This is a genomic window from Streptomyces sp. NPDC016640, from assembly GCF_043076215.1.
Classification (GTDB): Bacteria; Actinomycetota; Actinomycetes; order Streptomycetales; family Streptomycetaceae; genus Streptomyces.
Genome location: NZ_JBIBRG010000002.1, coordinates 330,796 through 357,229, shown reverse-complemented (window position 1 = coordinate 357,229; position 26,434 = coordinate 330,796). Strand labels below are relative to the sequence as shown.

Below are 26,434 nucleotides of genomic sequence, written 5' to 3'. Positions count from 1 at the left end.
CAAAGGCCCCCGAAGCGGCACCCCTCGCACACGAAGGCACCCGACACACCGTCCGCAAGGGCGACTTGTCGCTTTCGACACGCCTCTTCCCCATAAGTGCACCGGGGGTTTTCCCCATACCTCCATTTCGATCCGGCCAACCCTCGCCAAACAACAGGCCCTTGCGTAAGGCTCAACGCTCGTCCGGACCCGCATTTCCGGACGAGCGCGGCCTGGGTCGATCGGCTCCGGTCGCTCCACGATCGTTCCTTACGCACAAGGGATGCCGATGACCCACTCCTCCCAGCGCGACCCGATATCGGGTGCGAGACGCGTGGCCCGCATCGCCGTGGCCGCCGGTCTCGTGGCCGCGCTCTCCGCCGCCGGGCCGATACCCGCGGCCCTCGCCGCCGACGCGCCGCCCGCCGACACCGATGTGAAGTCGGCGCCGCGCAAACTCGGTTCGGACGACGCGGAGCTGCTCGCCGAGGCCAAGGCCGACGGCGCCAAGAACGTCACGATGATGATCGCCACCGCTCCCGGGAAGACCGAGCAGGTCGCCGAGCAGCTGGACGCGGTCAAGGGCGGTTCGGTCGGCCGGACCCACGACGGGCTCGGCTACGTCCGCGCCACCGTCCCCACCGGCAGGGCGGACGCGGCCATCGCCGCCGCCGCCGAGCTCTCCTCCGTGCACGGCGTCGACCTGCGCGAGGAGATCCCGCTGGACGACCCGACGCCGGGCGCGGACACCGCCGAGCAGGCCGGCAGCCGGGGCACCACCACCTACCCGGCCCCCGACCGGCGCACCCCCGCCGAGAACCCGTACAACCCGTCCTTCGAGACCGGTGCCGTCGAGTTCGTCGAGGACAACCCGAAGGCGGACGGCCGCGGGGTCACCATCGGCATCCTCGACTCGGGCGTCGACCTCGGCCACCCGGCGCTGCAGAGGACCAGCACCGGCGAGCGCAAGATCGTCGACTGGGTGACGGCCACCGACCCGATCGTCGACAGCGACCTGACCTGGCGCCCGATGGTCTCCCCGGTCTCCGGAACGAGCTTCACCCACAACGGCAGGACCTGGCGGGCCCCGGCCGGCGACTACCGCATCAGCACCTTCCTGGAGTCGTACACCACCGGCGGCGACGCGGCCGGTGACGCCAACCGCGACGGCGACACCACCGACTCCTGGGGCGTGCTCTACGACGCCGCCGCCGGCACGGTCCGCGTCGACCTGAACGACAACCAGGACTTCGCCGACGACACCCCGATGAAGCCGTACAAGGACGGCTTCCAGGTCGGGTACTTCGGCACCGACGACCCGAGGACCGACGTCGCCGAGCGCCAGCCGTTCGTCGTGGAGATCCGCGAGGACGTCCCGATGGACCCCTACGGCGGCAGCTGGGTCGGCAAGACGGCCGACTTCGTCAACATCGGCGTCATCGAGGGTTCGCACGGCTCGCACGTGGCCGGCATCACCGCCGCCAACGGCCTGTTCGGCGGGCGGATGGACGGCGCCGCCCCCGGCGCGAAGCTCGTCTCCTCCCGCGCCTGCACCTGGTCCGGCGGCTGCACCAACGTGGCGCTCACCGAGGGCATGATCGACCTCGTCACCGAGCGCGGTGTCGACATCGTCAACATGTCCATCGGCGGCCTGCCGGCACTCAACGACGGCGACAACGTCCGCGCCGCGCTCTACACCCGCCTGATCGACGAGTACGGCGTCCAGCTGGTGATCTCCGCGGGCAACTCCGGCCCCGGCGCCAACACCATCGGTGACCCGTCGCTGGCCGACAAGGTCATCTCGGTCGGCGCGTCCGCCTCCAGGGAGACCTGGGCCGCCAACTACGGCTCCGTGGTGGAGAAGGAGTACGCCATGATGCCGTTCTCCTCGCGCGGCCCGCGTGAGGACGGCGGCTTCACGCCGACCCTGGTCGCGCCCGGTGCCGCGATCAACACCATCCAGACCTGGGCGCCGGGCGCCCCGGTCGCCGAGGCGGGCTACGCCCTCCCGGCCGGCTACGGCATGCTCCAGGGCACCTCGATGGCCTCCCCGCAGGCCACCGGCGCCGCCGCGCTGCTGCTGTCCGCCGCGAAGCAGAAGCGCATCGACCTGACCCCCGCGGACCTGCGCACCGCGCTGACCTCCACCGCCGAGCACATCAAGGGTGTGCAGGCCTACGAGGAGGGCGCCGGCCTCATCGACATCGAGGACGCCTGGGACGCCGTCCGCGACGGCGCCACCGCGCACACGTACGCGGTGAAGGCGCCGGTCGACACCGCGATGGACCAGCTCCTGAGGACGCCCGGCTTCGGCACCGGTCTCCACGACCGCGAGGGCGGCCTGAAGGCCGGCCAGAAGAAGACGTACGACATCACCGTCACCCGTACGTCCGGTCCCGACCGCGCGATCCGCCACGAGCTCGACATCGAGAACAACGCGGGCCGCACCTTCCGCATCCTCGGCGACGACGACGTCACGCTGCCGCTGAACAAGCCGGTGACCGTGAAGGTCCAGGCGGCGCCCGGCTCGGCCGGCCTCAAGAGCGCCATCCTGGAGGTCGACGACCCGCGCACCGAGGGCGTCGACCGGCAGATCCTGAACACCGTGGTCGTCTCCGCGCCGCTGGAGCACACCTTCTCCGCGTCCGGCACGGCCCAGCGCAACAGCAGCACCTCCTACTTCGTCACCGTGCCCGAGGGCGCGAAGACGCTGGAGATCGCGCTGGGCGGGCTGCGGGACAAGAGCCAGACCCGGTTCATCGCCCTGCACCCGTACGGTGTCCCGGCCGACCCGACGTCGACGGTCAACTGCTACGCGAACTACACCAACCCGGCCAACACCTGCCGGCCCGACGCGCGTTCGTACGAGAACCCGCAGCCGGGCGTGTGGGAGGTCGAGGTCGAGTCGCGCCGCACCTCGCCGCTGCTCGACAACCCGTACACGCTCGACGTCGCCGTCCTCGGCGCGGCCTTCGACCCGGAGACCGTGACCGTGCCCGAGGCGAAGGTCGGCACGCCGACCGCCGCCTCCTGGAAGGTGACGAACGAGTTCGCCGCCCTGGAGGGCAAGCTCGTCGGCGGCCCGCTCGGCTCGTCCAGGACCGAACGGCCGTCCATCGCGACCGGTGAGACGCACTCCACCACGATCGAGGTGCCCGCGGGCGCCACGGCGCTCGACGTCGCCATCGGCGACGTCTCCGACGCCTCCGCCGACCTGGACCTGACGGTCAGGGACGAGAACGGCAGGCAGGTCGGCCAGTCCGCCGACGGCGACTCGGAGGAGTCCGTCTCCATCGCCTCCCCGGCGGCCGGCACGTACACCGTCGAGGTCGTCGGCTACGCGGTCCCGGCCGGTTCCACGGAGTACGACTACCGCGACGTGTTCTTCGCGGCCACGCTCGGCTCCGTCACCGTCGCGGACTCCGCGCCGGTGAAGCTCGGCACGGGCGGCACGGCCACCGTCACCGGTGACGTCACCGTCGCCGCGGCGGCTCCCGAGGGCCGTGCGTTCTTCGGACGGGTCCAGCTCGTCAACGCGCGCGGCACGGTCGCGGGCGTCGGCAACGTGGCGATCGAGAAGGTCGTCCCGTAAGCACCCCCGGCACCGAAGGGGCGGGCGTCCGTACGGGCGCCCGCCCCTTCGCCGTGCTCAACCGCAGGTCAGGGTGCGCGACTCGGGAAGCGAGGCGGTGATCACCGCCCGTTCGGGGGCGATGTCCGCCTCGCCGGCGACCACCGTGTCCGGGTGGTCACCGCTCCGGGGCAGGCCGACCATGACGCGGACGCCCGGGTGCAGCGGGGGGTCGCCCGCCGTGTCCCGGAGGAACACGACCTCCCGGTCGCCGTCGCCCTTGTAGACACGGCTCGCGCCCAGGGTGACGCGTTCCGTGCCGGCGGCGCCCGGCACCGGCTCCACCGCCAGCACGGTGCCCTCGGCGACCAGCCGCGCGCAGGCGAGGTACCGCGGGCTGCCGAAGGCGACTCCGCCCTCCGCCCGGGAGCCCGCTCCCTGGGAATCCGCCGCGGCGGCCCTGTCCGCCGACGTCTCGGACGCTCCCCCGGGCCGTGTGACCAGCCAGCCCGTGCCGACGACCAGCGTGGCGGCGGCAGCGGCGGCCAGCGCGCCGAGGGCGGCCCCGAACCGCCGGCGGCGGTCGCGGCCGGGGCTCCGGGAACCGCCGTCGGTGCCGGGCGGGCCCGCGCCCGGTCGTCCCGCCCGTAGGCGACCGGCCTGCCGTCCCCGGCCGGCGCCCGCGGACGCCGGAGCGTCCCCGGGGCCCGCTCCCGTGGCGGCCGGAGCGGCGAGCGCGTCGCCGATCAGCGTCAGCTGCTCCCGCAGCACCGTCAGGTCGGCGGCGGCGGCGTCGTGCGCGGCCGTGAACGCGGGGTCCCGCCGGGCCCGCGCGGACGGCGGCTCGCCGAGGAGGGCGGCCATCAAGGCGTCCGTGCCGTCGTCCTGGCCGTCGTACGCGTCGCCGTCGTTCCCCGGGTCCCGGTGCTCGTCGTGGGCGGTCATGTCACACCACCTCGTCCTCGTGCAGGCGGGCGCGCAGGGCCCGTACCGCCGTGTGCAGCCTGCTCTTGACCGTGCCCTCGGGAACGCCGAGCTGTTCGGCGATGGAGCGCACCGGGAGGTCGGCGTAGAAGCGCAGCACGACGACCTGGCGCTGGGCGTCGGGGAGCTGGTCCAGGCCGCGCGCGACGGCGAGGGAGAGCACGCTGGTCTCCTCGCCGGAGGGGAGCTCCGCCGGGCGCAGCGCGGCGAGGCGCTCGCCCAGCCGCTCCTGGCGGCGCTTGGCGCGGTGCCAGTCCATGGCGAGGTTGGAGGCGACCACCGCCGCCCACGCCGAGACGTCCCGCGGTGCCTCCCGCCCGTCCGCGGCGCGTTCCAGCAGCCGCAGGCGGACCTGCTGCACCCCGTCCGGCAGGTCCGCCTGCGGTACCCCGCCGAGGGCGAGCACCGCCCGCACCCGGCGTTCCTGCGTCGCGTCCAGCGGGTCGTCGTCGGCGACGTACGACCCCCGGCCGCGCCGGGTCCTTCCGCGCAGCACCGGCCACCCCCCTCACCCTGTTTCCCCTACGACGCCGCTCCCGCCCGGAACGTTCGACCGGGTTTTCCGGATCCCGTCGAGGCGTACGTCACACCTTCGTGTGGCCGGACCCGGTCCCGGGCAGGGGACCTTGCGGTCCGCGCCCCCCGGTGGCTGAATTCCTGCAGTTCAAAGTGGTGCCGACCGAAGGTCCGCAACCGGTGGTCGCTGCCCGGCCGTCCCACTGGGCGGGCGGGGCGGCAAAGAACTGGACAGGCGGGCCGTGGTCGGCCGCATGATGGAAGAGCCTCGGCCAGGCACACCGGAAGAGCACACAGCCGCAGTAGGGAGTCACCGTGAGGGTCGGAATCGTCGGAGCCACCGGTCAGGTGGGTACGGTCATGCGCAGGATCCTCAAGGAGCGGGACTTTCCGGTCACGGAGCTGCGCCTGTTCGCCTCGGCCCGTTCGGCGGGCACGGAGCTGGACGGCGTGACGGTGGAGGACGCGTCCACCGCCGACTACACCGGCCTGGACATCGTGCTGTTCTCGGCGGGCGGCGCGACCTCGAAGGCGCTGGCCGAGAAGGTCGCCTCGCAGGGCGCGGTCGTGATCGACAACTCCTCCGCCTGGCGCAAGGACCCCGAGGTCCCCCTCGTCGTCTCCGAGGTCAACCCGCACGCCATCGCGGACCGCCCCAAGGGCATCATCGCCAACCCGAACTGCACCACGATGGCCGCGATGCCGGTGCTGCGTCCGCTGCACGCCGAGGCGGGCCTCCAGGCCCTGGTCGTCGCCACGTACCAGGCGGTGTCGGGTTCCGGTCTCGCGGGCGTGGCGGAGCTGCACGGCCAGACCGCCAAGGTGGTCGACGAGGCGGAGAAGCTGACGCACGACGGCTCGGCGGTCGACTTCCCCGAGCCCGGCGTCTACAAGCGCCCCATCGCCTTCAACGTGCTGCCCTTCGCCGGCAACCTCGTCGACGACGGCCGGCACGAGACGGACGAGGAGCAGAAGCTGCGCAACGAGTCCCGGAAGATCCTGGGGATCCCGGACCTGAAGGTCTCCGGCACCTGTGTCCGCGTCCCGGTCTTCTCCGGGCACTCCCTCCAGGTCAACGCCCGGTTCGCCCGCCCGATCAGCCCCGAGCGCGCGGCGGAGCTGCTGGCGGAGGCCCCCGGGGTCGTCCTCACCGACATCCCCACCCCGCTCCAGGCCGCCGGTCAGGACCCGTCCTACGTCGGCCGCATCCGCTCCGACGAGACGGTGGACAACGGCCTCGCGCTGTTCGTCTCCAGCGACAACCTCCGCAAGGGCGCGGCGCTGAACGCCGTACAGATCGCGGAGCTGGTGGCGGACGAGCTCGAGGGCTGAGCCGGGCGGTCATGGGCACGAGGGGCGGTCACCGGGCCCGGTGACCGTCCCTCGGCGTGTTCACAACGCCAAGTGCCGCCGCAGGGCCGCGTCGATCTCGGCCATGCGCTGCCGCGGGACCACACCGATCGGCCGCAGCAGCCTCTCCGGGGTCAGCGCACGAACCTGCTCGCACTGCGCCTTGGAGTCCTTCCGGAGGCCGCTTTCCCCCGCGGGCAGCAGCACCTGGAACGGGTGGACGCGGGATGTGTTCGTCGTCAGCGGCACCAGCGTGATCACCCCCCGCCCGGCCCGCTCCACGGCCGCGTTGGCAGCGTCGTTCGAGACGATCACGCCCGGACGTGCCTTGTTGGCCTCACTGCCCCGGGCCGGCTCGTAGTCGACCAGATAGATGTCACCGCGCCTCATCGGTCAGTCCGTCCCCCGCGAAGCGGTCCCAGAACCGCGCGTCCTCACTGCCGTCCCACTCGGCGAAGGCCTCCACGTACTGCTGTTCCAGTTGCGTCTGCCGCAGCAGTTCGATGGCGGCGTGTATCACGGACGACCGGGAAGTGGCCTCGGTACGGGAGGCGTATTCGTCGACGAAGGCGACATCCTCCTGCGGAAGACTCACACTGATCTTCATACCTCTGATGCTACTCGGGGTATGAACCCCTTGGCCACCCACGGTCCGCGCCATCCCGGTCAAGGCCCCGCCACCGCCGTACGGGAGGCGGGTGCATGCCCCGGCGGGGCCGCGCCCGCCGCCCCGGCCCACCGGCGGATTCCGGACCTCGTGCCCTCCCCTCCGGCGCGTCCGCGCACACGGGGATACAGGGGTATCCCCATGGTCCGGCTCCGTCATCGCCTGATCCCGGGCTCCCGTGGAAGGATGACGCAACCCACACAAATCGAGGAGATGACCGCGTGCCTGGCACAAACCTGACTCGCGAAGAGGCGCAGCGGCGGGCGAAGCTGCTGACCGTTGACTCGTACGAGATCGATCTCGATCTCTCCGGCGCTCAGGAGGGCGGCACCTACCGGTCCGTGACCACGGTGCGTTTCGACGTCGCCGAGGACGGCGGCGGCGCGGAGTCCTTCATCGACCTGGTGGCTCCCACCGTGCACGAGGTGATCCTCAACGGGGACTCCCTCGACCCCGCCGAGGTCTTCGCGGACTCCCGCATCGCCCTGCCCGGCCTGCTGACGGGCCGCAACGTGCTCCGGGTCAGCGCCGACTGCGCGTACACCAACACGGGTGAGGGCCTGCACCGCTTCGTCGACCCGGTCGACGACCAGGCCTACCTGTACACCCAGTTCGAGGTGCCGGACGCCCGTCGCGTGTTCGCGAGCTTCGAGCAGCCGGACCTCAAGGCGACCTTCCAGTTCACGGTGAAGGCGCCGCAGGGCTGGACCGTCATCTCCAACTCGCCGACGCCGGAGCCCCAGGGCCACGTCTGGGTGTTCGAGCCGACGCCGCGCATCTCGTCGTACGTCACGGCCCTGATCGTCGGCCCGTACCACAGCGTCCACAGCGTGTACGAGAAGGACGGCCAGTCCGTCCCGCTCGGCATCTACTGCCGCCCCTCACTCGCCGAGTACCTGGACTCGGACGCGATCTTCGAGGTCACCCGGCAGGGCTTCGACTGGTTCCAGGAGAAGTTCGACTACGCGTACCCGTTCGAGAAGTACGACCAGCTGTTCGTGCCGGAGTTCAACGCGGGCGCGATGGAGAACGCGGGCGCGGTGACCATCCGCGACCAGTACGTCTTCCGCTCCAAGGTGACGGACGCGGCGTACGAGGTGCGCGCGGAGACCATCCTGCACGAGCTGGCCCACATGTGGTTCGGCGACCTGGTCACCATGGAGTGGTGGAACGACCTGTGGCTGAACGAGTCGTTCGCCACGTACACCTCGATCGCCTGCCAGGCCGCCGCGCCCGGCTCGCGCTGGCCGCACTCGTGGACGACGTTCGCGAACTCCATGAAGACCTGGGCCTACCGCCAGGACCAGCTGCCGTCCACGCACCCGATCATGGCGGACATCCGCGACCTGGACGACGTGCTGGTCAACTTCGACGGCATCACGTACGCCAAGGGCGCGTCCGTGCTCAAGCAGCTCGTCGCCTACGTCGGCGAGGACGCGTTCTTCCAGGGCGTGCAGGCGTACTTCAAGGCCCACGCGTACGGCAACACGCGCCTGTCGGACCTGCTGGGCGCCCTGGAGGAGACCTCCGGACGCGACCTGAGGACCTGGTCGAAGCAGTGGCTGGAGACGGCCGGCATCAACGTCCTGCGCCCGGAGATCGAGACGGACGCCGACGGCGTGATCACCTCCTTCGCCATCCGCCAGGAGGCGCCCGCGCTGCCCGCCGGCGCGAAGGGCGAGCCGACGCTGCGCCCGCACCGGATCGCGGTCGGCGGCTACGACCTCGACGCCGGCGGCAAGCTGGTGCGCGGCGAGCGCGTCGAGCTGGACGTCGACGGCGAGCTGACGGCCGTACCGCAGTTCGTGGGCAGGCCCCGTCCGGCGGTGCTGCTGCTCAACGACGACGACCTGTCCTACGCCAAGGTCCGCCTGGACGAGCAGTCCCTGGCCACCGTGACGGAGCACCTCGGCGACTTCGCGGAGTCCCTCCCCCGCGCCCTGTGCTGGGCGTCCGCCTGGGACATGACCCGGGACGCGGAACTCGCCGCCCGCGACTACCTCTCCCTGGTCCTGTCGGGCGTCGGCAAGGAGTCCGACATCGGTGTGGTGCAGTCGCTGCAGCGCCAGGTGAAGCTGGCGATCGACCTGTACGCCGACCCCGCCGCCCGCGAGACCCTGCTGTCCCGCTGGACCGACGCCACGCTGGCCCACCTGCGGTCCGCGGAGCCGGCCGGCGACCACCAGCTGGCGTGGGCACGGGCGTTCGCGGCGACGGCCCGCACCCCCGAGCAGCTGGACCTGCTGGAGGCCCTGCTCGGCGGCGCCCGGACCATCGAGGGCCTGGCCGTGGACACGGAGCTGCGCTGGTCGTTCGTGCAGCGGCTGGCGGCGGTGGGCCGGTTCGGCGAGGCGGAGATCGCGGCCGAGTACGAGCGGGACAGGACGGCGGCCGGCGAGCGCCACGCCGCCACCGCCCGTGCCGCCCGCCCGACGCCGGAGGCCAAGGCGGAGGCGTGGGAGTCGGTCGTCGGGTCCGACACGCTGCCGAACGCCGTCCAGGAGGCGGTCATCGCCGGCTTCGTCCAGACCGACCAGCGCGAGCTGCTGGCGCCGTACACGGACCGGTACTTCGAGGTGCTGGCGGACGTCTGGGAGTCCCGCTCGCACGAGATGGCCCAGCAGATCGCGGTCGGCCTCTACCCGACCGTCCAGGTCTCCGGCGAAACGCTGGACAAGACGGACAGCTGGCTGGCCTCCGCCCACCCCGGCGCGGCCCTGCGCCGCCTGGTCTCGGAATCCCGCGCGGGTGTGGAACGCGCCCTGCGCGCCCAGACGGCGGACGCGGCGGCGGCCGCTCAGTAGCGTCCGGTACGCAGAGGGGCGCCCGGCGCGGTTACGCCGGGCGCCCCCGGCGTTCCTTCAGAGCCTCGACGAAGGCGGTGAAGGCGGGGGCGGGAACGGAGAGGGGGGTGCGGGAGGGGTGCTTCGAGTCGCGGATGGCTATGCGGGGGTGACAGGTGGCCACTTCGACACAGGCGTTACCTTCGCCACCGCCGGAGTAGGACGACTTCTTCCAGATGTCAGGGGTGGTCATCGCAGACCTCACAGCTCCTTCGCCAGTTGGTGAATGAACTCACGGGAACGCCCGGCCCGGAGCGCCACCGACCCAACCCTACGGAAGAGGGTTCGAAAGCGGAGGAGTTGAGCTTCGGCGTCGATGAACACCGTCCCGTGCGGTCCGTCGCGCACAACGGTGTCCAGAGCGGGGACGGCACCGCCTGCGTACACCATGGCACTCCCGGCCCCACCGAAGCCGTTCACGTCGAAGGGAATGACGCGCACGCTGACGTGATCCGCCTCGGAGAACTCCAGGATTCGCCGTAGCTGAGCTCTCGCCTGGGCACGGTCTCCGACCTTGATTCGCAGGGCGGCTTCATGGACCACCGTCTCGTACGGAATCGGGTCCGGTCTCTCGATGATGACCTGACGCCGCATGCGGTGCTCCACCCAACGGTCCACCTCCTTCTCCGGGAACTCGGGGTTCACGTAGGAGAAGAGAGCGCGGGCGTAGTCCTCGGTCTGCAAAAGCCCTGGGACGTGCAGGAAGTCCACGTCCCACCGGAAGCGGGCGTGGTGTTCCAGTTCCGAGAGATCCAGGAAGCGGTTGGGCAGTGAGCCCCGGTACTCCTCCCACCAGCCACGCGTCCGGTCAGTGGCCATGACCACCAGTGCCGAGACCAACTCTTCGTCGGTACAGGCGTAGTGGGCGGTGAGCCGCCGCAGGCGCTCCTCACTCACTCCTGCGACACCGGACTCGATCTGGCTCATCTGTACGGAGTTCACCCCGAGCAGACTTGCCGCTTCGGTCGCCTTCAGCCCGGCGGCCTCTCTCAGTTTTCGCAGTTCGGCACCCAGACGCTCCTGGCGTGCCGAGGGCTGCCGTCTGGGCGGCATGACCTTCCCCTTTGAACGGCCGTGACGGATCCACTCGTTCGGGGCCAGATTACGCGACGAGCTTGCTGAGTAATAAATTTATGACCTACCGTCGGTGACGGATGGAACACACCGTGCATCGGCGGACGCCGGAAGCGCACCGCCCCGTCCTGCCTCGCCGGAGCGGCAACGACACCGTCGTCCACCACCGCGATGCACCCCAGCCCTTCTCCACACAAACGGAGTTCGCATGTCCGAAACCGAACCGTGGGAGTACTCCCTCTACATCCCGAACGACCCCCGAGCCGTCACGATCTGCCGCCGCACCCTCCGCCTGATCCTCACGATGCACGGCCTGATCCGCCTGGTCGACGTCGCGGAACTCCTCGCCACGGAGCTGGTCTCCAACGCCGTACGCCACACGAAGAGTCCGGCGATGATGCGGGTGCGCTGGTCGGAGGCGGGCGTACTGCGCATCGGGGCGTGGGACGCGGACCCCTCGCCGCCCGAGCCGCCGCAGCCCTTCGCCCAGGCCCCGGACCGCGAGGACGGCCGGGGCCTGGCACTGGTGCGGGCCTGCGCCGACGTATGGGGTTGGCAGCCGCTGGCCAAGGAGGGCAACCGGGGCAAGTACGTGTGGTGCGAACTGGGTGCTGTTGCCGGAGGCGTTGGCGAGGTGGCCGTGGGGCCACCGGAACACACCGGTCACACGGACCCCGCCCCCTCAGCGGCCGACCGCGCAGGCATCCCCGTTCAGCATGAACCGTCGCGGCGGTGACGTGTCACCGGTGTGGTCGGCGAGGTAGCCGAGGGTGACGCTCGCACCCGGAGCGATCGTGGCGTTGTGGGAGGCGTCGGTCGCCGTGATCGTGTTGCTCAACTGGGTCAGGTTCGTGTTCCAGTCGGAGACGACGGTCTGTCCGGGGGCCAGCGGGAACTCCAGCGTCCAGCCGTTCACGGCGGCGCTGCCGGTGTTGGTGACGGTGAGGTCGACCGTCGTCCCGGTGCCCCAGGCCGTCACCTTGCGGTCCACCCTGCAGGTGGGCTCCTCCTGCGCGAACGACACCCTGTGCAGGCCGCCGGGCAGGTCGTTGACGACGTAGAACTCCCCGTCCGCGGTCGTGCCGACGGACGTCACCTGGGTGGGCATCTTCCCGATCTCCGCCTGCTCGTAGCCCCCCGCGCCGTCCGGACGCAGCGCCCAGACCGTGGAGGAGCAGTAGTCGGTGGCGATGTACGTGCCGCCGACCAGGTCCGCGTACCGCTCGCCCCGGTAGACGTGGCCGCCGATGACCGAACAGCCGCCGGTGTACGGGGAGTAGGTGAAGACAGGTCCGGTGTACGTCTCGCCGGGCGCGCAGTCGCCGCCCGCGAACTTCTCCAGTCCCTCGTAGCAGGACCAGCCGAGGTTCAGCCCGCCCCGGCCGGGAGCGATGTGGTCGATCTCCTCCCAGCGGCCCTGGCCGACGTCACCGATCCACATCGAGCCGTCGGCCTCGTCGAAGGAGAACCGCCACGGGTTGCGCAGCCCGTACAGCCAGATCTCCTCGCGCGCGCCGGCCGTGTCCACGAAGGGGTTGTCGGCGGGGACGCAGTAGGGAAGCGGGCCGCAGGCGCGGCTGACGTCGACGCGCAGGATCTTGCCCAGGAGGGTGTCGAGGCGCTGCCCGGCCCGGAAGGGATCCCCCGAGCCGCCGCCGTCGCCGATGCTCCAGTACAGGTGGCCGTCGGGACCGAAGGCGAGCTGGCCGCCGTTGTGGTTGTTGAACTCGGCGTGCTCCTGGGAGAGCAGGACCTCCAGGCGCGACTCGTCGAGCCGGTAACGGGCGAGCGTGACCGCTCCGTCGGGCAGTGCCGTGTACGCCAGGTACAGATCCTGGCTGTCGGCGAAGTCGGGCGGGAGGGCGATGCCGAGCAGTCCGCGTTCGTTGCCCGACTCGTCCACGGCCGAGGTGATGTCGGCGAGCGGGGCCGCGGCCAGGCCGGAGTCCGGGTGGTAGACGCGGACGGTGCCGCGCTTCTCGGTGACGAACAGCCGGTCCGTGCCGTCGTCGGGTGCGGCGAGGGCGGTGGGCCGTCTCAGCCCCGAGGCGACCTGGGTGGTGGTGGCGCTGAGCGACGGCAGGGGCACGGCTGCGGTGTGCTCCGCCGTTTCCGCGGCGGGCGGCGCGGTGTCCGCCGCGGCGGGCACCGGGGCGAGGGCGGTCAGCAGCAGGGCCAGCAGAAGGGGCCCGGTCCAGCGGCGTCGTGACATGTCGGCTCCGGAGGCGAGGACGCGTGCAGGGCGGCGGTGCTTCTCTGGGCAACAGGCGCGACCGTTCCCCTGCGGGGTGCGACGACACGCAGCATGGGAGCGCTCCCGCGAACTCCAGGCTGCTCGCCGTACGACGGGGCGGCAATGTGCGATCGCGCCACATTCGCACCTCGTGGCTCAAAGACCGCCGCGCCGAGCACCGCGCCGCCCTCCACCACCGGGCGCCGCGCGGCAGCGGCCGGGCGAACACGGGAGGCACCGCTCCGGCGGGCAGGGCGGATACTCCTGTCCATGAGTGCATCCCGCGAGCCGCGCAAGGACGCCGTCGACGCGGTCGTCGAGCAGTGGGCGCAGGTCCGGCCCGACCTCGACACCACCGCCATGGAGGTCTTCGGACGCGTCTCCCGGCTCGCCCGCACCATGGGCGACCGGATGGAGAGGGTGTACGCCGGGTACGGGATCGCGCGCGGGGAGTTCGACGTGCTGGCCGCGCTGCGCCGCTCCGGTGAGCCGTACACCCTCTCGCCCCGGCAGCTCTCGGCCACCCTGATGCTGACCACCGGCGGGATGACGGGCCGCCTGGACAAGCTGGAGCGGGCCGGGCTGCTGCGCCGCTCCCCCGACCCGCACGACCGGCGCGGGCTGCAGGTCACGCTCACCGGGGAGGGGCTGCGGCTGGCCGACGAGGCGGTCGGCGCGGGCCTCGCCGTCCAGACGGAGGCACTGTCCGCCCTGGACGGGGAGCGGGCCGGTCGACTGGCCGACCTGCTGAGGGAGTTGCTGATCGCGACCGAGAGGTGATCCCCGGACAGGACACACCGAGGGCGCCGTCCGCGGCGCGTACGGCGGATGCGCGTACGCGGGGGGACGGCGCCCTCGGGGAAGCGCGCGGGGGCCTGCCGGGAAGTCCCGGCTCAGGCCTTCGCGTCGGCCCTGGTGGTGATGTTGGAGCTCGTCGTGTCCTTCTTCTGGTGCGACCTGTCGCCCACCATCACCAGGACGGCGATGATCACGAACAGCGCGACCGGGGCCACGACGTAGAGGCCCAGCGTCTCGATGACGCTGAGGCCCGGACCGGGGTCGTCGCCGTCGTCGCGGGTGAGCGCGAGCGCGGGGGACGACATGAGCAGCATCATCAGCGTCGTACCGGCTGCCAGGGCGCCGGCGCGCAGGGCGTTCTTCTTGTCCACGGTCCCCAAAGTACCGAATGCGGTGAGGGGCCGCGCGCCCGGGGTGCCGTACGAACCGGCCGGGCACGGGCGGGCCACGGCGGCGGGTCCGGTGTCATTCCCTCAGCACGTCGATCAGGGCCCGCAGTCTCGGTGACGCCGCCAGTTCCTCCAGCGTCACCGGCCGCCCCCGCGCGTCCGCGATCGGCAGGCGCCAGTTCGGGTACTGGTCCCAGGTGCCGGGGAGGTTCTGCGGGCGGCGGTCGCCGATGCCGTCGGGGAGCCAGACGCCGATCATGCGGGCGGGGGTGCGCAGCAGATAGCGGTGGACGGCCTGGATCCGGGCCTCCTCCGAGGTGCCGGCGCCGCCCAGCAGGCCGAGCCGGGACAGCAGGTCCAGCCACTCCGCGGTGTCGGCGGCGGCCTCCGCGCGTTCCTCGGCCAGGGGGCGGGTGAGCAGGCCGAGGCTGTCGCGGAGGTCGACGTGGTCCCCGGTGAGGCGGGAGGCGGTGGGGGGCAGGTCGTGGGTGGTGGCGGTGGCCAGGCAGTCGGCGCGCCAGGCGTCCGGCGGCAGCGGGCGGCGGTCGCCCTCCCAGTCCCGTTCGAACCAGAGCACCGAGGTGCCGTACACGCCGCGTTCGCGCAGCGCCTCGCGCACGCCGGGTTCGACGGTCCCCAGGTCCTCGCCGATCACGACCGCCCCGGCCCGGGAGGCCTCCAGGACGAGGACGGCGAGCATGGCCTCGGCGTCGTAGCGGACGTAGGTGCCCTCGGTGGGCGGGTGGCCCTCGGGGACCCACCAGAGCCGGAACAGGCCCATGACGTGATCGATGCGCAGGGCGCCCGCGTACCGGAACAGGGCCCTGAGCAGGGCGCGGAAGGGCGCGTATCCGGAGTCGGCGAGCCGGTCGGGGCGCCAGGGCGGCAGCCCCCAGTCCTGGCCCCGCGCGTTGAAGGCGTCCGGGGGCGCGCCGACGGACATGCCGGCCGCGAAGTACTCCTGCTGCGCCCAGGCGTCGGCGCCGCCGGGGTGGACGCCGACCGCGAGGTCGTGCACGATCCCGACCGGCATGCCCGCCTCGCGCGCGGTCCGCTGGGCGGCGGTGAGCTGGGCGTCGGTGAGCCAGACGAGCCGGGAGTGGAAGTCGACGCGGTCCGTCAGCTCGCGCCGGGCGCGGGCCGTCGCGGGCGAGCGCGGGTCGCGCAGCGCGGCGGGCCAGCGGTGCCAGTCGGGCCCGTGGAGCTCGGCGAGCGCGCACCAGGTGGCGTGGTCCTCCAGTGCCTGGCCCTGTGCGGCGAGGAAGTCGCCGTAGGCGGCGCGGCGGCCGGGTCCGAGCGGGACCCCGTGCACCAGTTCCAGCGCCTCCCGCTTGGTCTCCCACACGGCGTCCCGGTCGATGAGCTCGCCCCTGCCGAGCACCGCCTCGCGCAGCCCGCCGGCCCGCTCCAGCAGCGCGCGGACCCGCTCGCGGTCCTCGACGTACGCGAACTCGGGGACGTCCTCGATCCGCAGGTGGACGGGGTCGGGGAAGCGGCGTGAGGAGGGGCGGTAGGGGGAGGGGTCGGCCGGGGCGCCGGGGACGGTCGCGTGCAGGGGGTTGACCTGGACGAAGCCGGCGCCGAGGGCGCGTCCGGCCCAGCCGGCGAGTTCGCCGAGGTCGGCGAGGTCGCCCATGCCCCAGGAGCGGCGGGAGAGCAGGGAGTAGAGCTGGACCAGGAGCCCGTAGGAGCGGGCGGGCGGTGCGGGCAGGCCGGGCGGGGCGACGATCAGGTGGGCGCGCGTGGTGCGGCCGTCGGGGGCGGTGGCGGTGATGTCGTGCACCCCGGGCGGGAGGTGCTCGGCCACCGCGTGGGTCTCGCCCTGCTCGGTGCGGATGTCGAGGCGGGTGCCCGCGGGGAGGGCGGCGAGCGCGGCGGGGGTGCGGGCGCCCCAGACGACGACGGTCGGCGGCAGCAGCCGCTCGGCGAGTTCCCGTTCGCGGGCGGCGAGGGCGCTGCGGACGGCCTGTCCGGTGCCCGCGTCCACGCCGAGGGCGGCCAGCGCGCGGGTGACGGCGGTGGCCGAGGCGGCGACCGCGCGGTCCGGGGAGGGGCTGTAGGAGGTGGCCACGCCGTGCAGGGCGGCGAGCAGGGACAGGTCCTCGGAAGGGGGCTCGGCCGGCCGCGGCGCGCTCACCTCAGGGCTCCGGGCGGTACTGGGCCGGGAAGGCGTCGAGTCCGGAGGAGTCCGAGGGATCGGGGAAGGCGTCGGACTCACTGGTCAGGGGGGCCGCGTCGGCGAGCGGCGGTTCGCTGGTGAGGGGTTCGGCGTCGGGCAGCGGGGGTTCGCTGGTCAGCGGGAGCTCGGCGCAGGGGCCCTCGGCGCCGAAGGCGCAGACGTGGGTCTCGTCGGCGGAGCCGTCCGCCGCGGGTCCGGACAGGTCCGGGGAAGAAACGTGTGCCGGTGCAGCCATGGATGGCCTCCTCGTCGGGCACGGCCTCGCGGATCGCGCGGTGGTCGGGCGGGTCATGCGGAGCGCGCGGTGGTCGCGCGGGTCGTGCGGGTCGTGCGGGGCGCACGGTGGTCGTGCGGTGGTCGCCGGGTCATCACGCAGCCCTACCCAGCGGGCGCGGGGCCAGACGCGCAAAGCCGCACAACGTGGTCCTGGTCACATTCTCCTCCCCCTCCCTCCCTCCGCAGTGGGACAAATGCGCCACAGTGGCCACCCTCATTGACACGTTCACCGCAGAAGTGGTGGGCTCATGGCTTTCAGGTAACGGAATGGAAACGGCCGCCGGTCACCGGGGCGGGCGGTGCGTCGAGCAACGGGAGGGCTTCGTGCAGCTGCGGGTCGGGAGGACGGCGGCCGCCAGGAGGGCCGCCCTCGCGTTCGCGGTCCTCGCCGGGACGCTGGGCAGCGCGCCCGCCGCGACGGCGGTGCCGCCCGCGCCCGGGACGAACGCGTCCCCCGCGTCCGAGAAGGCCGAGGCGGCGGTCCCCTCCGTGTGGCCGCGCCCGCACTCGCTGCGCGGCAACGGCGCCCCGGTCGAGGTGACCGACGAGGTCGCGCTGATCGCGGACGCGACGGCCGACGCGTACGCCCTCGACGCGTTGCGGACGCTGCTGCGGCAGGCCGGGGCGCGCCGCTTCACCGCTCCCGGCGCACCGGTGCCCGAAGGGGCGCTCGTGGTGCGCGTCGGCAGGGAACACGCTACGGGCGACCCCCGGCGCGCCCTTCCCGCCGGCGGCTACACGCTGACCACCGGCCGGGACGGCGTCGCCCTCACCGGCGCGGACGGCGACGGCCAGTTCCACGCCGTGCAGACGCTGCGCCGGCTGCTGCGCCCGGACGGCCGCCTCACCGCCGCCGTCGTGCGCGACTGGCCGGGCACCGCCGTGCGCGGCGTCACCGAGGGCTTCTACGGCACCCCGTGGACGCATGCGCAGCGGCTGGCCCAGCTCGACTTCATGGGCCGCACCAAGCAGAACCGATACCTCTACGCGCCCGGCGACGACCTGTACCGGCAGGCCCGCTGGCGCGAGCCGTACCCGGCCGAGCGGCGCGCGGAGTTCCGGGAGCTGGCCGAGCGTGCGCGGCGCAACCACGTCACGCTCGGCTGGGCGGTGGCGCCCGGCCAGGCGATGTGCTTCGCCTCCGACGACGATCTGCGCGCGCTGACCCGCAAGCTGGACGCGATGTGGGCGCTGGGCTTCCGCGCGTTCCAGCTGCAGTTCCAGGACGTCAGCTACAGCGAGTGGCACTGCGGGGAGGACGCCGGCCGGTTCGGCTCGGGGCCCGGGGCCGCCGCCCGTGCCCAGGCGCGGGTGGCGAACGCGGTGGCCCGCCACCTGGCGGAGCGTCACCCCGGGGCGGCCGCCCTGTCCCTGATGCCGACCGAGTACTACGAGGACGGCTCGACCGCGTACCGGCGGGCTCTCGCGCACGGCCTGGACGCGGGCGTCGAGGTGGCGTGGACCGGGGTCGGGGTGGTGCCGCGCACCATCACGGGCGGCGAACTGGCCGAGGCACGCCAGGTGTTCGGGCATCCGCTGGTGACCATGGACAACTACCCGGTGAACGACTACGCCCCCGGCCGGATCTTCCTCGGCCCCTACCAGGGCCGCGAGCCGGCCGTGGCCTCCGGTTCGGCCGCGCTGCTCGCCAACGCGATGGAGCAGCCGGAGGCGTCCCGCATCCCGCTGTTCACGGCCGCCGACTTCGCCTGGAACCCCCGCGACTACCGGCCCCAGGAGTCCTGGCGGGCCGCGATCGCCGACCTGGCCGGCGGCGACGCCGGCCGTCTGCGGGCCCTGAGCGCGCTCGCGGGCAACGCCGTGTCCTCGGTGCTGGGCGGTGAGGAGTCGGCGTACCTGCGTCCGCTGATGGAGGAGTTCTGGCGCACCCGCGCGACGTCCGGGAGCGGCACGGCCGCCCGGGGCGCGGACGGCTCGGCCGCCGCCCGGCTGCGCGCCGCCTTCGCGGTGCTGCGGGAGCTGCCGGACCGGCTGTCCGGCACCCCGCTCGGCGCCGAGGTCGCCCCCTGGAGCGAGCGGCTGGCCCGTTACGGCGAGGCCGGCACGACCGCCCTGGACATGCTGGAGGCCCAGCGCGCCGGGGACGCCGGTGCCGCCTGGACGGCGTACCGGAGGCTGGGCGGACAGCGGGACGCGCTGGAGCCGGCGCGGGTGACGGTGGGCAAGGGCGTGCTGGACCCGTTCCTCGACCGGGCGCGGAAGGCGTACGAGAGCTGGGCGGGCATCGGCGGCGAACCGCCGGTGCGCGCCGACGGCGACGGGGTGCTCCGCCTCCCGCGCGCCCGCGCCCTGGACGCCGTGACGGTGCTGACCGAGCCCGGGACGCGGGGGAGCGTGGAGATCCGCTCGGCGGGCACGGGGTGGCGCCGCCTCGGCGCGCTGTCCGCGTCGGGCGCCACCGAGCTGCCGGCCGGGGGCGAGCCGGCCGACGCCGTCCGGGTGACCGGCGCCGCGCCCGACCGGGTGCGGCACCTCCTCCCCTGGTACGCGGACACGCCCGCCGCCTCCCTGGAGCTGCCGGACGACCGCGCGGACGCCGACATCGGCGGCACCCTGCGGCTGGACGCCACGCTGGGCTCGCTGCGCCCCGGTGAGGCGCGCGGCAGGCTGACCGTGCGGGCGCCCGAGGGGCTGAGGGTCCGGGCGCCGAAGGACGCGCTGACCGTTCCGCGCGGCACACCGGTACGGGTGCCGGTCGAGGTGACGGTCGAACGGGACACCCCGGCCGGCTCGTACGACGTCCGGCTCGGCTTCGGCGGCGTGGTCCGGACGCTGACGGTGCACGCGGTGCCGCGCACCGGGGGCCCCGACCTGGCCCGCACCGGCCGGGCGGGCTCCTCCGCGGACGAGACGCCCGACTTCCCCGCCGCGGCGGCCAACGACGGCGACCCGGAGACGCGCTGGTCGTCCCCGGTCGAGGACGACGCCTGGTGGCAGGTCGAGCTGGAGCGCCCGGTGCGGCTGGGGAAGGTGGCGCTGCACTGGCAGGACGCGTACCCGGCGGCGTACCGGGTGGAGGTCTCGGCGGACGGCCGCTCCTGGCGCACGGCGGCGCGGGTGGCGGACGGCCGGGGCGGGCGGGAGACGGTCCGCATGGACGAGCGGGACGTCCGCCACATCCGCGTCCGGGGCGAGGAGCGGGCCACGCGCTACGGCTACTCGCTGTGGTCGGTGGAGGCGTACGCGGTCGCGGACTGAGCGTCCCGGCGGCCGCCCGGCGCTCCGGCGGGGCCGGGCGGCCGGTTTCCGGGCGCTCACGGCGTGATCCGTCACCGCTGGTGGCCCCGGCCGCCCACGCCGCCTGCCTGCCGGCGGCCCCCTCCCTGCCCCTGCTGCGCCGCACGGTCCGCCCGGCCGAGCTGCGGTACGCCTGAGACCGTCCGGTTCCGGGGAGACGGAAGGGGGCTCCCCGGGGCCGGACCGCACTTCACCGAGCCGGTGCGGCACACCACGGGCGGCCCGGCCGCCCGTTCGCACCCGCGCGGCACCGCACGAACACGGCACGGCACCACACCGCACGGACACAGCACCCGGGCCGGCCACTCCGGCCGCCCGGCACCCGGGCCGTCCGTACCGACGCGAAGGCCCGGATCGCCGTCAGGCGGAGATGCCCTCGATCCGGGCCAGGGCGTCGTCCGCGCCGTACGGCTGCAAGTACGGCAGCCAGCGCGGGTCCCTGTGGCCGGTGCCGATGATGCGCCAGGCCAGGCCGGTGGGCGGAGCGGGTTTGTGGCGCAGTCGCCAGCCCAGTTCGAACAGGTGACGGTCGGCCTTCACGTGGTTGCAGCGGCGGCAGGAGGCCACCACGTTGTCCCAGACGTGCTTGCCCCCGCGGCTGCGCGGGATGACGTGGTCGACGCTGGTTGCGACGCCACCGCAGTACATGCACCGGCCCCCGTCACGGGCGAACAGCGCCCGGCGGGTGAGAGGAACGGGCCCCCGGTAGGGGACCCGCACGAAACGCTTGAGCCGGACCACGCTGGGTGCGGGGACTGTGACGGTCGCGCTGTGCAGATGGGCGCCGGTCTCCTCGAGGCAGACTGCCTTGTTCTCGAGGACGAGCACGAGCGCGCGGCGGAGCGGTACGACGCCGAGCGGCTCGTACGACGCGTTGAGGACCAGGACATGCGGCACGGACGGCCTCCTTGTACGCCGGCGGCGCGTGGCTCGCGCCGGGACGATCCGTAGTCAGTCTCCCCTCAGGCCTGGTGGAAGCGCCACTATGTCCCCGTAACGGGCTGGGAGTGTTTTCGACCACACCCGATTAATCCCCAGGATCATGGCCCGTTCAAGCGCGGGTGAGGCCTGTCTCTTCTTCACGCAGGGCGCCGATCCCCCCACAATGCCCCGTTAGTGTGGTGGTTCTGCCCCTACCGGTGACCCTTTCGTGACCTTGTCGGCCTTGACCACCGCACCGGGGACAGAACGTGCACCTGGAGGTACCTGCCGTGTTCTTGCCCGCCGTCCTGTCGGCCGCCGATCCGTCACCGACGCCCTCGGAGTCCGGGACACCACGGGTGCCCTCGCTCGAGGACGCCCAGGAGAGCGCCACCAACGCCGCCAGCTGGGTGGAGGAGAACTGGTCGACATGGCTCGCGATCGGGCTCAGAGTGCTGCTCATCCTGGTGATCGCGATGGTGCTGCGCGTCATGGTGCGCCGGGCGATCACCAAGCTGGTCGACCGCATGTCCCGGACCGGTCAGTCGGCGGACGGCACCGCGCTCGGCGGCCTGCTGGTCAACGCCGAGCGGCGCCGTCAGCGTTCGCAGGCGATCGGCTCGGTGCTGCGCTCGGTGGCCTCGTTCGTGATCATGGGCACCGCCGCGCTGATGGTCCTCGGCACCTTCCAGATCAACCTGGCCCCGCTGCTCGCGTCGGCCGGTGTCGCCGGCGTGGCGATCGGTTTCGGCGCGCGCAACCTGGTCACGGACTTCCTCTCCGGCGTCTTCATGATCCTGGAGGACCAGTACGGGGTCGGCGACACGGTCGACGCGGGCGTGGCCTCCGGCGAGGTGATCGAGGTCGGGCTGCGGGTGACCAAGCTGCGCGGCGACAACGGCGAGATCTGGTACGTCCGCAACGGCGAGGTCAAGCGCATCGGCAACCTCTCGCAGGGATGGGCGACCGCCAACGTCGACGTCACGATCCGTTCCGACGAGGACCTGGACCGGGTGAAGGCCACGCTGAGCGAGGTCGCCGAGAAGACGGGCAAGGAGGAGCCCTGGAACGAGCTCCTGTGGAGCCCCATCGAGGTGCTCGGCCTGGACTCGGTGCTGCTGGACTCGATGGTGGTCCGCGTCTCGGCGAAGACCATGCCCGGCAAGGCCCTGACCGTGGAGCGGGAGCTGCGCTGGCGCATCAAGCGCGCCTTCGACGCGACCGGCATCCGCATCGTCGGCGAAACCCCGCTCCCCGGGTCCCCGGAGGCCGCCGACCCCACGGCGGGCGTCGCGCCCCCGTCGGTCTACTCGAGCGCGGCCTCCCCGCAGTCGATGACGGCGTCCCCCCTGCCCCCGCCCAGCACCACGAAGTAGCCCCCGGCAGGCGAGGGCGGCACCCGGAACTCCCCGGGCGCCGCCCTCGTCGCCGTATCCCCTCGCGGGGCCCTCGGCACCCCGTCCGCCTCCCCTGCCGCTGCCCGTCGACGCCCCTCCGCCTCCCTTCTGCACCTCCGGGCGGGCCGCTCCCCCGGTCCCCTCCCTCTTGACGCCCCCTGCGCGCCGGGCTTACGTTCCTCCCCGTCCGACAGGAAACCTTCCTAACAGTGACCGGACGGACGTCCCGCACCGGCCGCTGGGAAGCCGGCCGGCCGACGGAGGGCGGGTGACGCACCCCATGGGAGGAACCGCCGGTGCGCCGGGCACCCCGCGCGTGCTGCGCGCCATGAACGACCGCGCCGCCCTGGACCTGCTCCTCGAGCACGGCCCGCTGTCCCGCACCCGCATCGGCAGGCTCACCGGCCTGTCCAAGCCGACCGCCTCCCAGCTCCTGGCCCGTCTGGAAGCGGCCGGACTGGTCCTCGCCACCGGCACCACCGAGGGCCGTCCCGGTCCCAACGCCCAGCTGTACGAGGTCAACCCGGGCGCCGCCCACGCCGCCGGGATCGACGTCACCCCCCGGCGGATACGCGCCGCCGTCGCCGACATCACCGGCCGCACCGTCGGCCACCACGAACTGCCCGCCCCCGCCCGCCGCTCCGGCACCCCCGTCGTCCAGCAGGTCACCGACGCGCTGGACGGCGCGGTGAAGGCGGCGGGACTGTCCCGGGCCGACGTCCACCGCCTGGTCATCGGCACCCCGGGCGCCTTCGACCCGAACACCGGCCGCCTGCGCTACGCCTCCCACCTGCCCGGCTGGCACTCCCCGACGCTGCTCGACGAGCTCGCCGCCGCGCTGCCGATGCCGTTCGAGTACGAGAACGACGTCAACCTGGTCGCCGTCGCCGAACAGCGCCTCGGAGCGGCCCGCGATCACACCGACTTCGTCCTCCTGTGGAACCAGGAGGGCCTGGGCGCCGCCCTGGTGCTCGGCGGCCGGCTGCACCGGGGCTGGACCGGAGGCGCCGGCGAGGTCGGCTTCCTGCCGGTGCCGGGCACACCCCTGGTCCGGCAGGTCACCAAGGCCAACAGCGGCGGCTACCAGGAGCTGGCCGGCTCCCAGGCCGTCCCGCGACTGGCCCGCGAGCTCGGCGTCGAGGACATCCCGCAGGGCCCGTACACGGAGGTGGCCGCCACCCTCGTCGAGCGCGCCGCGGCGGCCCCGGACGACGACGGGCCCCACCGCCGCCTCCTCGGCGCCTACGCCACCCGCCTGGCCACCGGCCTGGCCTCCCTGGTCTCCGTCCTCGACCCCGAACTCGTCGTCCTGAGCGGCACCGGCCTCACCTCCGGCGGCGAGGTGCTGCGCGCCCTGGTCCAGGCCGAACTGGAGGAACTGGCCGCTGCCCGCCCCCGCCTCGTCGTGGGCGACGTCCGCGAACACCCCGTGCTGCGCGGCGCGCTGGAGAGCGCGCTGGCGACCACCCGCGACGAGGTCTTCGACACCTCCCGCCGGCCGCCCCTCCCCCACCGCCCCACCGCCCCGTGACCCTCGTGTCCTCCTTCGCGCAGAAGGCGTTCGCCGGGGGCGTCGCACTCACCGGAGTCAAGGGACAACCATGAAACTCACCGTGGTCGGCGCAGGCTCGACCTACACCCCCGAACTCATCGACGGCTTCGCCCGCCTGAGGGACACCCTCCCCCTCACCGAGCTGGTCCTCACCGACCCCGCGACGGACCGCCTGGAACTGATCGGCGCCCTCTCCCGGCGCATCTTCGCCCGCCAGGGCCACCCCGGCACCATCGTCACCACCGCCGGCCTGGACGCGGCCGTGGACGGCGCCGACGCGGTCCTCCTCCAGCTCCGGGTGGGCGGCCAGGCCGCCCGCCTGCAGGACGAGACCTGGCCCCTGGACTGCGGCTGCGTCGGCCAGGAGACGACCGGCGCCGGCGGCCTGGCCAAGGCACTGCGCACGGTCCCGGTCGTCCTGGACATCGCCGACCGCGTCCGCCGCACCGCCCCCGACGCCTGGATCATCGACTTCACCAACCCCGTCGGCATCGTCACCCGGGCGCTGCTCCGGGCCGGCCACAAGGCCCTGGGCCTGTGCAACGTGGCCATCGGACTCCAGCGCAAGTTCGCCGCCCTCCTCGGCACCGACCCGGGCGGCCTTCACCTGGACCACATCGGCCTGAACCACCTCACCTGGGAGACGGCGGTCCGCCGCGGCGGACCGGACGGCGAGGACGTCCTCCCCCGCCTGCTCTCCGCCCACGGCGACACGATCGCCGCCGACCTCCGCCTCCCCCGCCCCCTCCTGGACCGCCTGGGCGTGATCCCGTCCTACTACCTGCGCTACTTCTACGCGCACGACGAAGTCGTACGGGACCAGCGCACGAAGCCCTCCCGGGCCGCCGAGGTGGCCGACATGGAACGCCGCCTGCTCGCCCTCTACGCCGACCCGGCCCTCGCCGAGAAGCCGGACCTGCTGTCGGAGCGGGGCGGCGCCTACTACTCGGAGGCCGCCGTGGACCTGGCGGCGGCCCTCCTGCGCGGCGCCGGCTCCCCCCACCAGGTGGTCAACACCCTCAACAACGGCACCCTCCCCTTCCTCCCCGACGACGCCGTCGTCGAAGTCCAGGCGACGGTGGGCCCGAAGGGCGCGACCCCCCTCCCCGTCGCCCCCGTGGACCCCCTCTTCTCCGGTCTGATGGCCGGCGTGACCGCCTACGAGGACCTGGCCCTGGAAGCGGCCCTGCACGGCAGTCGGGACCGGGTCTTCCGCGCCCTCCTCGCCCATCCCCTGATCGCCCAGTACGAGTACGCCGACAAGCTCACCGACGCCCTCGTCGCACACAACCGGGAGTACCTCACGTGGGCCTGACCGCAGGCGTCCTCGCCATCGACGCCGGCAACAGCAAGACGGACGTGGCGGTGGTCGCCCACGACGGCACGGTCCTCGCCACGGCCCGGGGCGCGGGCTTCCGCCCGCCGGCCGTGGGCCTGGAGACAGCCATGACCGCCCTCACCACCACCGTCACCCACGCCCTGACCGCCGCCCGCGCCCCCGCCGTCGCCCACGTCTCGGCCTGCCTGGCCAACGCCGACCTCCCCCGCGAGGAGGAACAGCTGACCGAAGCCCTGCGCTCCCGCGCCTGGGGCACCACCACCCGGGTCCGCAACGACACCTTCGCCGTCCTGCGCGCCGGGGTCACCGAACCCCGGGGCGTGGCGGTCGTCTGCGGCGCCGGCATCAACTGCGTCGGCATGCGCCCCGACGGCCGCACGGCCCGCTTCCCGGCGCTGGGCCGCATCTCAGGTGACTGGGGCGGGGGCTGGCACCTGGCCGAGGAAGCGCTGTGGCATGCCGCCCGCGCCCAGGACGGCCGCGGCACGGCCACCGCCCTGTCCCACACCCTCCCGGCCCACTTCGGCCTCCCCGACATGGCGGCCCTCATCGAGGCCCTGCACTTCGGGCACGTACCCCCGGCCCGCCGCCACGAGCTGACCCCGGTCCTCTTCGCGACGGCGGCCGAGGGCGACGGCGTGGCCCGGGCGGTCATCGACCGTCAGGCCGAGGAGATCGTCACGATGGTGACGGTCGCCCTGACCCGGCTGGACCTCCTCGGGGAGGAGACACCCGTGCTCCTGGGCGGCAGCGTGCTGGCCGCGCGGCATGCCCGGCTCGACGACCGGGTGCGCTCCCTGCTCGGTGAGCGGGCGCCCAAGGCGGTCCCGCGGGTGGTCACCGCGAGCCCGGTCCTGGGGGCGGCGCTGCTGGGCCTGGACCACCTGTCGGCCCCGCCGGAGGCCCACGTACGGCTGCGCGGGCATTACGGGGGTTGACGGCCGGACGAGTCGGGGCCGTTCCGGCACCGGGGGAGGCGACCGCCCGCAGGCGTGAACGGGAACCGAACACACTCCTCGAGCGTATTCGTGGGCAGGGGGCGGTGCGGCCGCACGCGGAGGAACGGAACTCCCGGTAATCGAGCCGCAATCGAGCGCAATCGGACCAA

General features: G+C 73.4%; 20 protein-coding genes and 1 pseudogene. 10 read left to right on the top strand and 11 right to left on the bottom strand.

Annotated elements, in window-relative coordinates; translation table 11 throughout:
- The first annotated feature begins 268 nt into the window (after positions 1-268).
- A complete protein-coding gene (locus ACF07S_RS05200) occupies positions 269-3,571 on the top strand; it encodes a S8 family serine peptidase (protein WP_391973472.1) in 3,303 nt (1,100 codons plus the stop codon).
- Positions 3,572-3,628: 57 nt separating this feature from the next.
- Here ACF07S_RS05200 and ACF07S_RS05195 read toward each other — a convergent pair whose 3' ends face one another.
- Positions 3,629-4,495: a hypothetical protein gene (locus tag ACF07S_RS05195; RefSeq protein WP_391973471.1), complete on the bottom strand. Its 867-nt coding sequence runs from the start codon at positions 4,493-4,495 to the stop codon at positions 3,629-3,631.
- Position 4,496: 1 nt separating this feature from the next.
- A complete protein-coding gene (locus ACF07S_RS05190; RefSeq protein ID WP_391973470.1) occupies positions 4,497-5,030 on the bottom strand; it encodes an RNA polymerase sigma factor in 534 nt (177 codons plus the stop codon).
- 335 nt (positions 5,031-5,365) lie between these two features.
- Here ACF07S_RS05190 and ACF07S_RS05185 point away from each other — a divergent pair, with 335 nt between their 5' ends.
- Entirely contained in the window at positions 5,366-6,382 is a 1,017-nt protein-coding gene (locus tag ACF07S_RS05185) for an aspartate-semialdehyde dehydrogenase (RefSeq protein ID WP_391962191.1), read from the top strand.
- 60 nt (positions 6,383-6,442) lie between these two features.
- On the opposite strand, the gene ACF07S_RS05180 is transcribed toward ACF07S_RS05185, so the two are convergent.
- Together ACF07S_RS05180 and ACF07S_RS05175 are read right to left on the bottom strand one after the other, a co-directional pair.
- Positions 6,443-6,790: a type II toxin-antitoxin system PemK/MazF family toxin gene (locus tag ACF07S_RS05180; protein ID WP_391962192.1), complete on the bottom strand. Its 348-nt coding sequence runs from the start codon at positions 6,788-6,790 to the stop codon at positions 6,443-6,445.
- Positions 6,777-7,007 carry a ribbon-helix-helix domain-containing protein gene (locus ACF07S_RS05175; protein ID WP_391962193.1) on the bottom strand — a complete coding sequence of 77 codons (231 nt, stop codon included), beginning with the start codon at positions 7,005-7,007 and terminating at the stop codon, positions 6,777-6,779. Before ACF07S_RS05175 ends, ACF07S_RS05180 begins: the two co-directional genes overlap by 14 nt.
- A gap of 281 nt (positions 7,008-7,288) precedes the next feature.
- Here ACF07S_RS05175 and pepN point away from each other — a divergent pair, with 281 nt between their 5' ends.
- Complete coding sequence (gene pepN, locus ACF07S_RS05170; protein ID WP_391973469.1) at positions 7,289-9,871, top strand: aminopeptidase N; 2,583 nt, start codon at positions 7,289-7,291, stop codon at positions 9,869-9,871.
- 31 nt (positions 9,872-9,902) lie between these two features.
- Here pepN and ACF07S_RS05165 read toward each other — a convergent pair whose 3' ends face one another.
- On the bottom strand, positions 9,903-10,103 hold the full coding sequence (locus ACF07S_RS05165) for a DUF397 domain-containing protein (protein WP_391973468.1): 201 nt from the start codon (positions 10,101-10,103) through the stop codon (positions 9,903-9,905).
- A gap of 8 nt (positions 10,104-10,111) precedes the next feature.
- The gene (locus ACF07S_RS05160) at positions 10,112-10,963 is read right to left on the bottom strand and encodes a helix-turn-helix domain-containing protein (RefSeq protein ID WP_391973467.1); all 852 of its coding nucleotides are present in this window, start codon (positions 10,961-10,963) and stop codon (positions 10,112-10,114) included.
- Between the two features lie 229 nt (positions 10,964-11,192).
- On the opposite strand from ACF07S_RS05160, the pseudogene ACF07S_RS05155 reads away from it, so the two are divergent.
- Positions 11,193-11,597, top strand: a pseudogene (locus ACF07S_RS05155) (ATP-binding protein); the annotation flags it as partial.
- Positions 11,598-11,666: 69 nt separating this feature from the next.
- On the opposite strand, the gene ACF07S_RS05150 reads toward ACF07S_RS05155, so the two are convergent.
- A complete protein-coding gene (locus ACF07S_RS05150; RefSeq protein WP_391973466.1) occupies positions 11,667-13,196 on the bottom strand; it encodes a PQQ-dependent sugar dehydrogenase in 1,530 nt (509 codons plus the stop codon).
- 291 nt (positions 13,197-13,487) lie between these two features.
- On the opposite strand from ACF07S_RS05150, the gene ACF07S_RS05145 reads away from it, so the two are divergent.
- Positions 13,488-13,997: a MarR family winged helix-turn-helix transcriptional regulator gene (locus tag ACF07S_RS05145; RefSeq protein ID WP_391962198.1), complete on the top strand. Its 510-nt coding sequence runs from the start codon at positions 13,488-13,490 to the stop codon at positions 13,995-13,997.
- A gap of 113 nt (positions 13,998-14,110) precedes the next feature.
- Here ACF07S_RS05145 and ACF07S_RS05140 read toward each other — a convergent pair whose 3' ends face one another.
- The 3 genes from ACF07S_RS05140 to ACF07S_RS05130 form a co-directional block, all read right to left on the bottom strand.
- On the bottom strand, positions 14,111-14,386 hold the full coding sequence (locus ACF07S_RS05140) for a hypothetical protein (RefSeq protein ID WP_391962199.1): 276 nt from the start codon (positions 14,384-14,386) through the stop codon (positions 14,111-14,113).
- A 94-nt stretch (positions 14,387-14,480) separates the two neighbouring features.
- Entirely contained in the window at positions 14,481-16,541 is a 2,061-nt protein-coding gene (malQ, locus tag ACF07S_RS05135) for a 4-alpha-glucanotransferase (RefSeq protein WP_391973465.1), read from the bottom strand.
- Position 16,542: 1 nt separating this feature from the next.
- The gene (locus ACF07S_RS05130; protein ID WP_391962201.1) at positions 16,543-16,818 is read right to left on the bottom strand and encodes a hypothetical protein; all 276 of its coding nucleotides are present in this window, start codon (positions 16,816-16,818) and stop codon (positions 16,543-16,545) included.
- A gap of 308 nt (positions 16,819-17,126) precedes the next feature.
- Here ACF07S_RS05130 and ACF07S_RS05125 point away from each other — a divergent pair, with 308 nt between their 5' ends.
- A complete protein-coding gene (locus tag ACF07S_RS05125; RefSeq protein ID WP_391973464.1) occupies positions 17,127-20,078 on the top strand; it encodes a beta-N-acetylglucosaminidase domain-containing protein in 2,952 nt (983 codons plus the stop codon).
- 399 nt (positions 20,079-20,477) lie between these two features.
- On the opposite strand, the gene ACF07S_RS05120 is transcribed toward ACF07S_RS05125, so the two are convergent.
- Entirely contained in the window at positions 20,478-21,014 is a 537-nt protein-coding gene (locus tag ACF07S_RS05120; protein ID WP_391962203.1) for an HNH endonuclease, read from the bottom strand.
- Positions 21,015-21,328: 314 nt separating this feature from the next.
- On the opposite strand from ACF07S_RS05120, the gene ACF07S_RS05115 reads away from it, so the two are divergent.
- The 4 genes from ACF07S_RS05115 (at position 21,329) to ACF07S_RS05100 (ending at position 26,264) form a co-directional block, all read left to right on the top strand.
- Positions 21,329-22,414 (top strand): mechanosensitive ion channel family protein, encoded by a 1,086-nt coding sequence (locus ACF07S_RS05115; protein ID WP_391973463.1) that lies wholly within the window; start codon positions 21,329-21,331, stop codon positions 22,412-22,414.
- A 301-nt stretch (positions 22,415-22,715) separates the two neighbouring features.
- Positions 22,716-23,966 (top strand): ROK family transcriptional regulator, encoded by a 1,251-nt coding sequence (locus ACF07S_RS05110; protein ID WP_391973604.1) that lies wholly within the window; start codon positions 22,716-22,718, stop codon positions 23,964-23,966.
- A gap of 70 nt (positions 23,967-24,036) precedes the next feature.
- Complete coding sequence (locus ACF07S_RS05105; protein ID WP_391962206.1) at positions 24,037-25,302, top strand: 6-phospho-beta-glucosidase; 1,266 nt, start codon at positions 24,037-24,039, stop codon at positions 25,300-25,302.
- Entirely contained in the window at positions 25,293-26,264 is a 972-nt protein-coding gene (locus ACF07S_RS05100) for an N-acetylglucosamine kinase (RefSeq protein ID WP_391973462.1), read from the top strand. The genes ACF07S_RS05105 and ACF07S_RS05100 overlap by 10 nt, the downstream gene beginning before the upstream one ends.
- The last annotated feature ends 170 nt before the right edge of the window (positions 26,265-26,434 follow it).

Bases quoted from the DNA above. Each gene is read 5' to 3' on its own strand.
- ACF07S_RS05110 (WP_391973604.1), top strand. From the start codon at position 22,716: ATGGGAGGAACCGCCGGTGCGCCGGGCACCCCGCGCGTGCTGCGCGCC.
- ACF07S_RS05145 (WP_391962198.1), top strand. From the start codon at position 13,488: ATGAGTGCATCCCGCGAGCCGCGCAAGGACGCCGTCGACGCGGTCGTC.
- ACF07S_RS05165 (WP_391973468.1), bottom strand. From the start codon at position 10,103: ATGACCACCCCTGACATCTGGAAGAAGTCGTCCTACTCCGGCGGTGGC.
- ACF07S_RS05125 (WP_391973464.1), top strand. From the start codon at position 17,127: ATGGAAACGGCCGCCGGTCACCGGGGCGGGCGGTGCGTCGAGCAACGG.
- ACF07S_RS05180 (WP_391962192.1), bottom strand. From the start codon at position 6,790: ATGAGGCGCGGTGACATCTATCTGGTCGACTACGAGCCGGCCCGGGGC.
- ACF07S_RS05105 (WP_391962206.1), top strand. From the start codon at position 24,037: ATGAAACTCACCGTGGTCGGCGCAGGCTCGACCTACACCCCCGAACTC.
- ACF07S_RS05195 (WP_391973471.1), bottom strand. From the start codon at position 4,495: ATGACCGCCCACGACGAGCACCGGGACCCGGGGAACGACGGCGACGCG.
- ACF07S_RS05130 (WP_391962201.1), bottom strand. From the start codon at position 16,818: ATGGCTGCACCGGCACACGTTTCTTCCCCGGACCTGTCCGGACCCGCG.
- ACF07S_RS05160 (WP_391973467.1), bottom strand. From the start codon at position 10,963: ATGCCGCCCAGACGGCAGCCCTCGGCACGCCAGGAGCGTCTGGGTGCC.
- ACF07S_RS05175 (WP_391962193.1), bottom strand. From the start codon at position 7,007: ATGAAGATCAGTGTGAGTCTTCCGCAGGAGGATGTCGCCTTCGTCGAC.
- ACF07S_RS05200 (WP_391973472.1), top strand. From the start codon at position 269: ATGACCCACTCCTCCCAGCGCGACCCGATATCGGGTGCGAGACGCGTG.
- ACF07S_RS05150 (WP_391973466.1), bottom strand. From the start codon at position 13,196: ATGTCACGACGCCGCTGGACCGGGCCCCTTCTGCTGGCCCTGCTGCTG.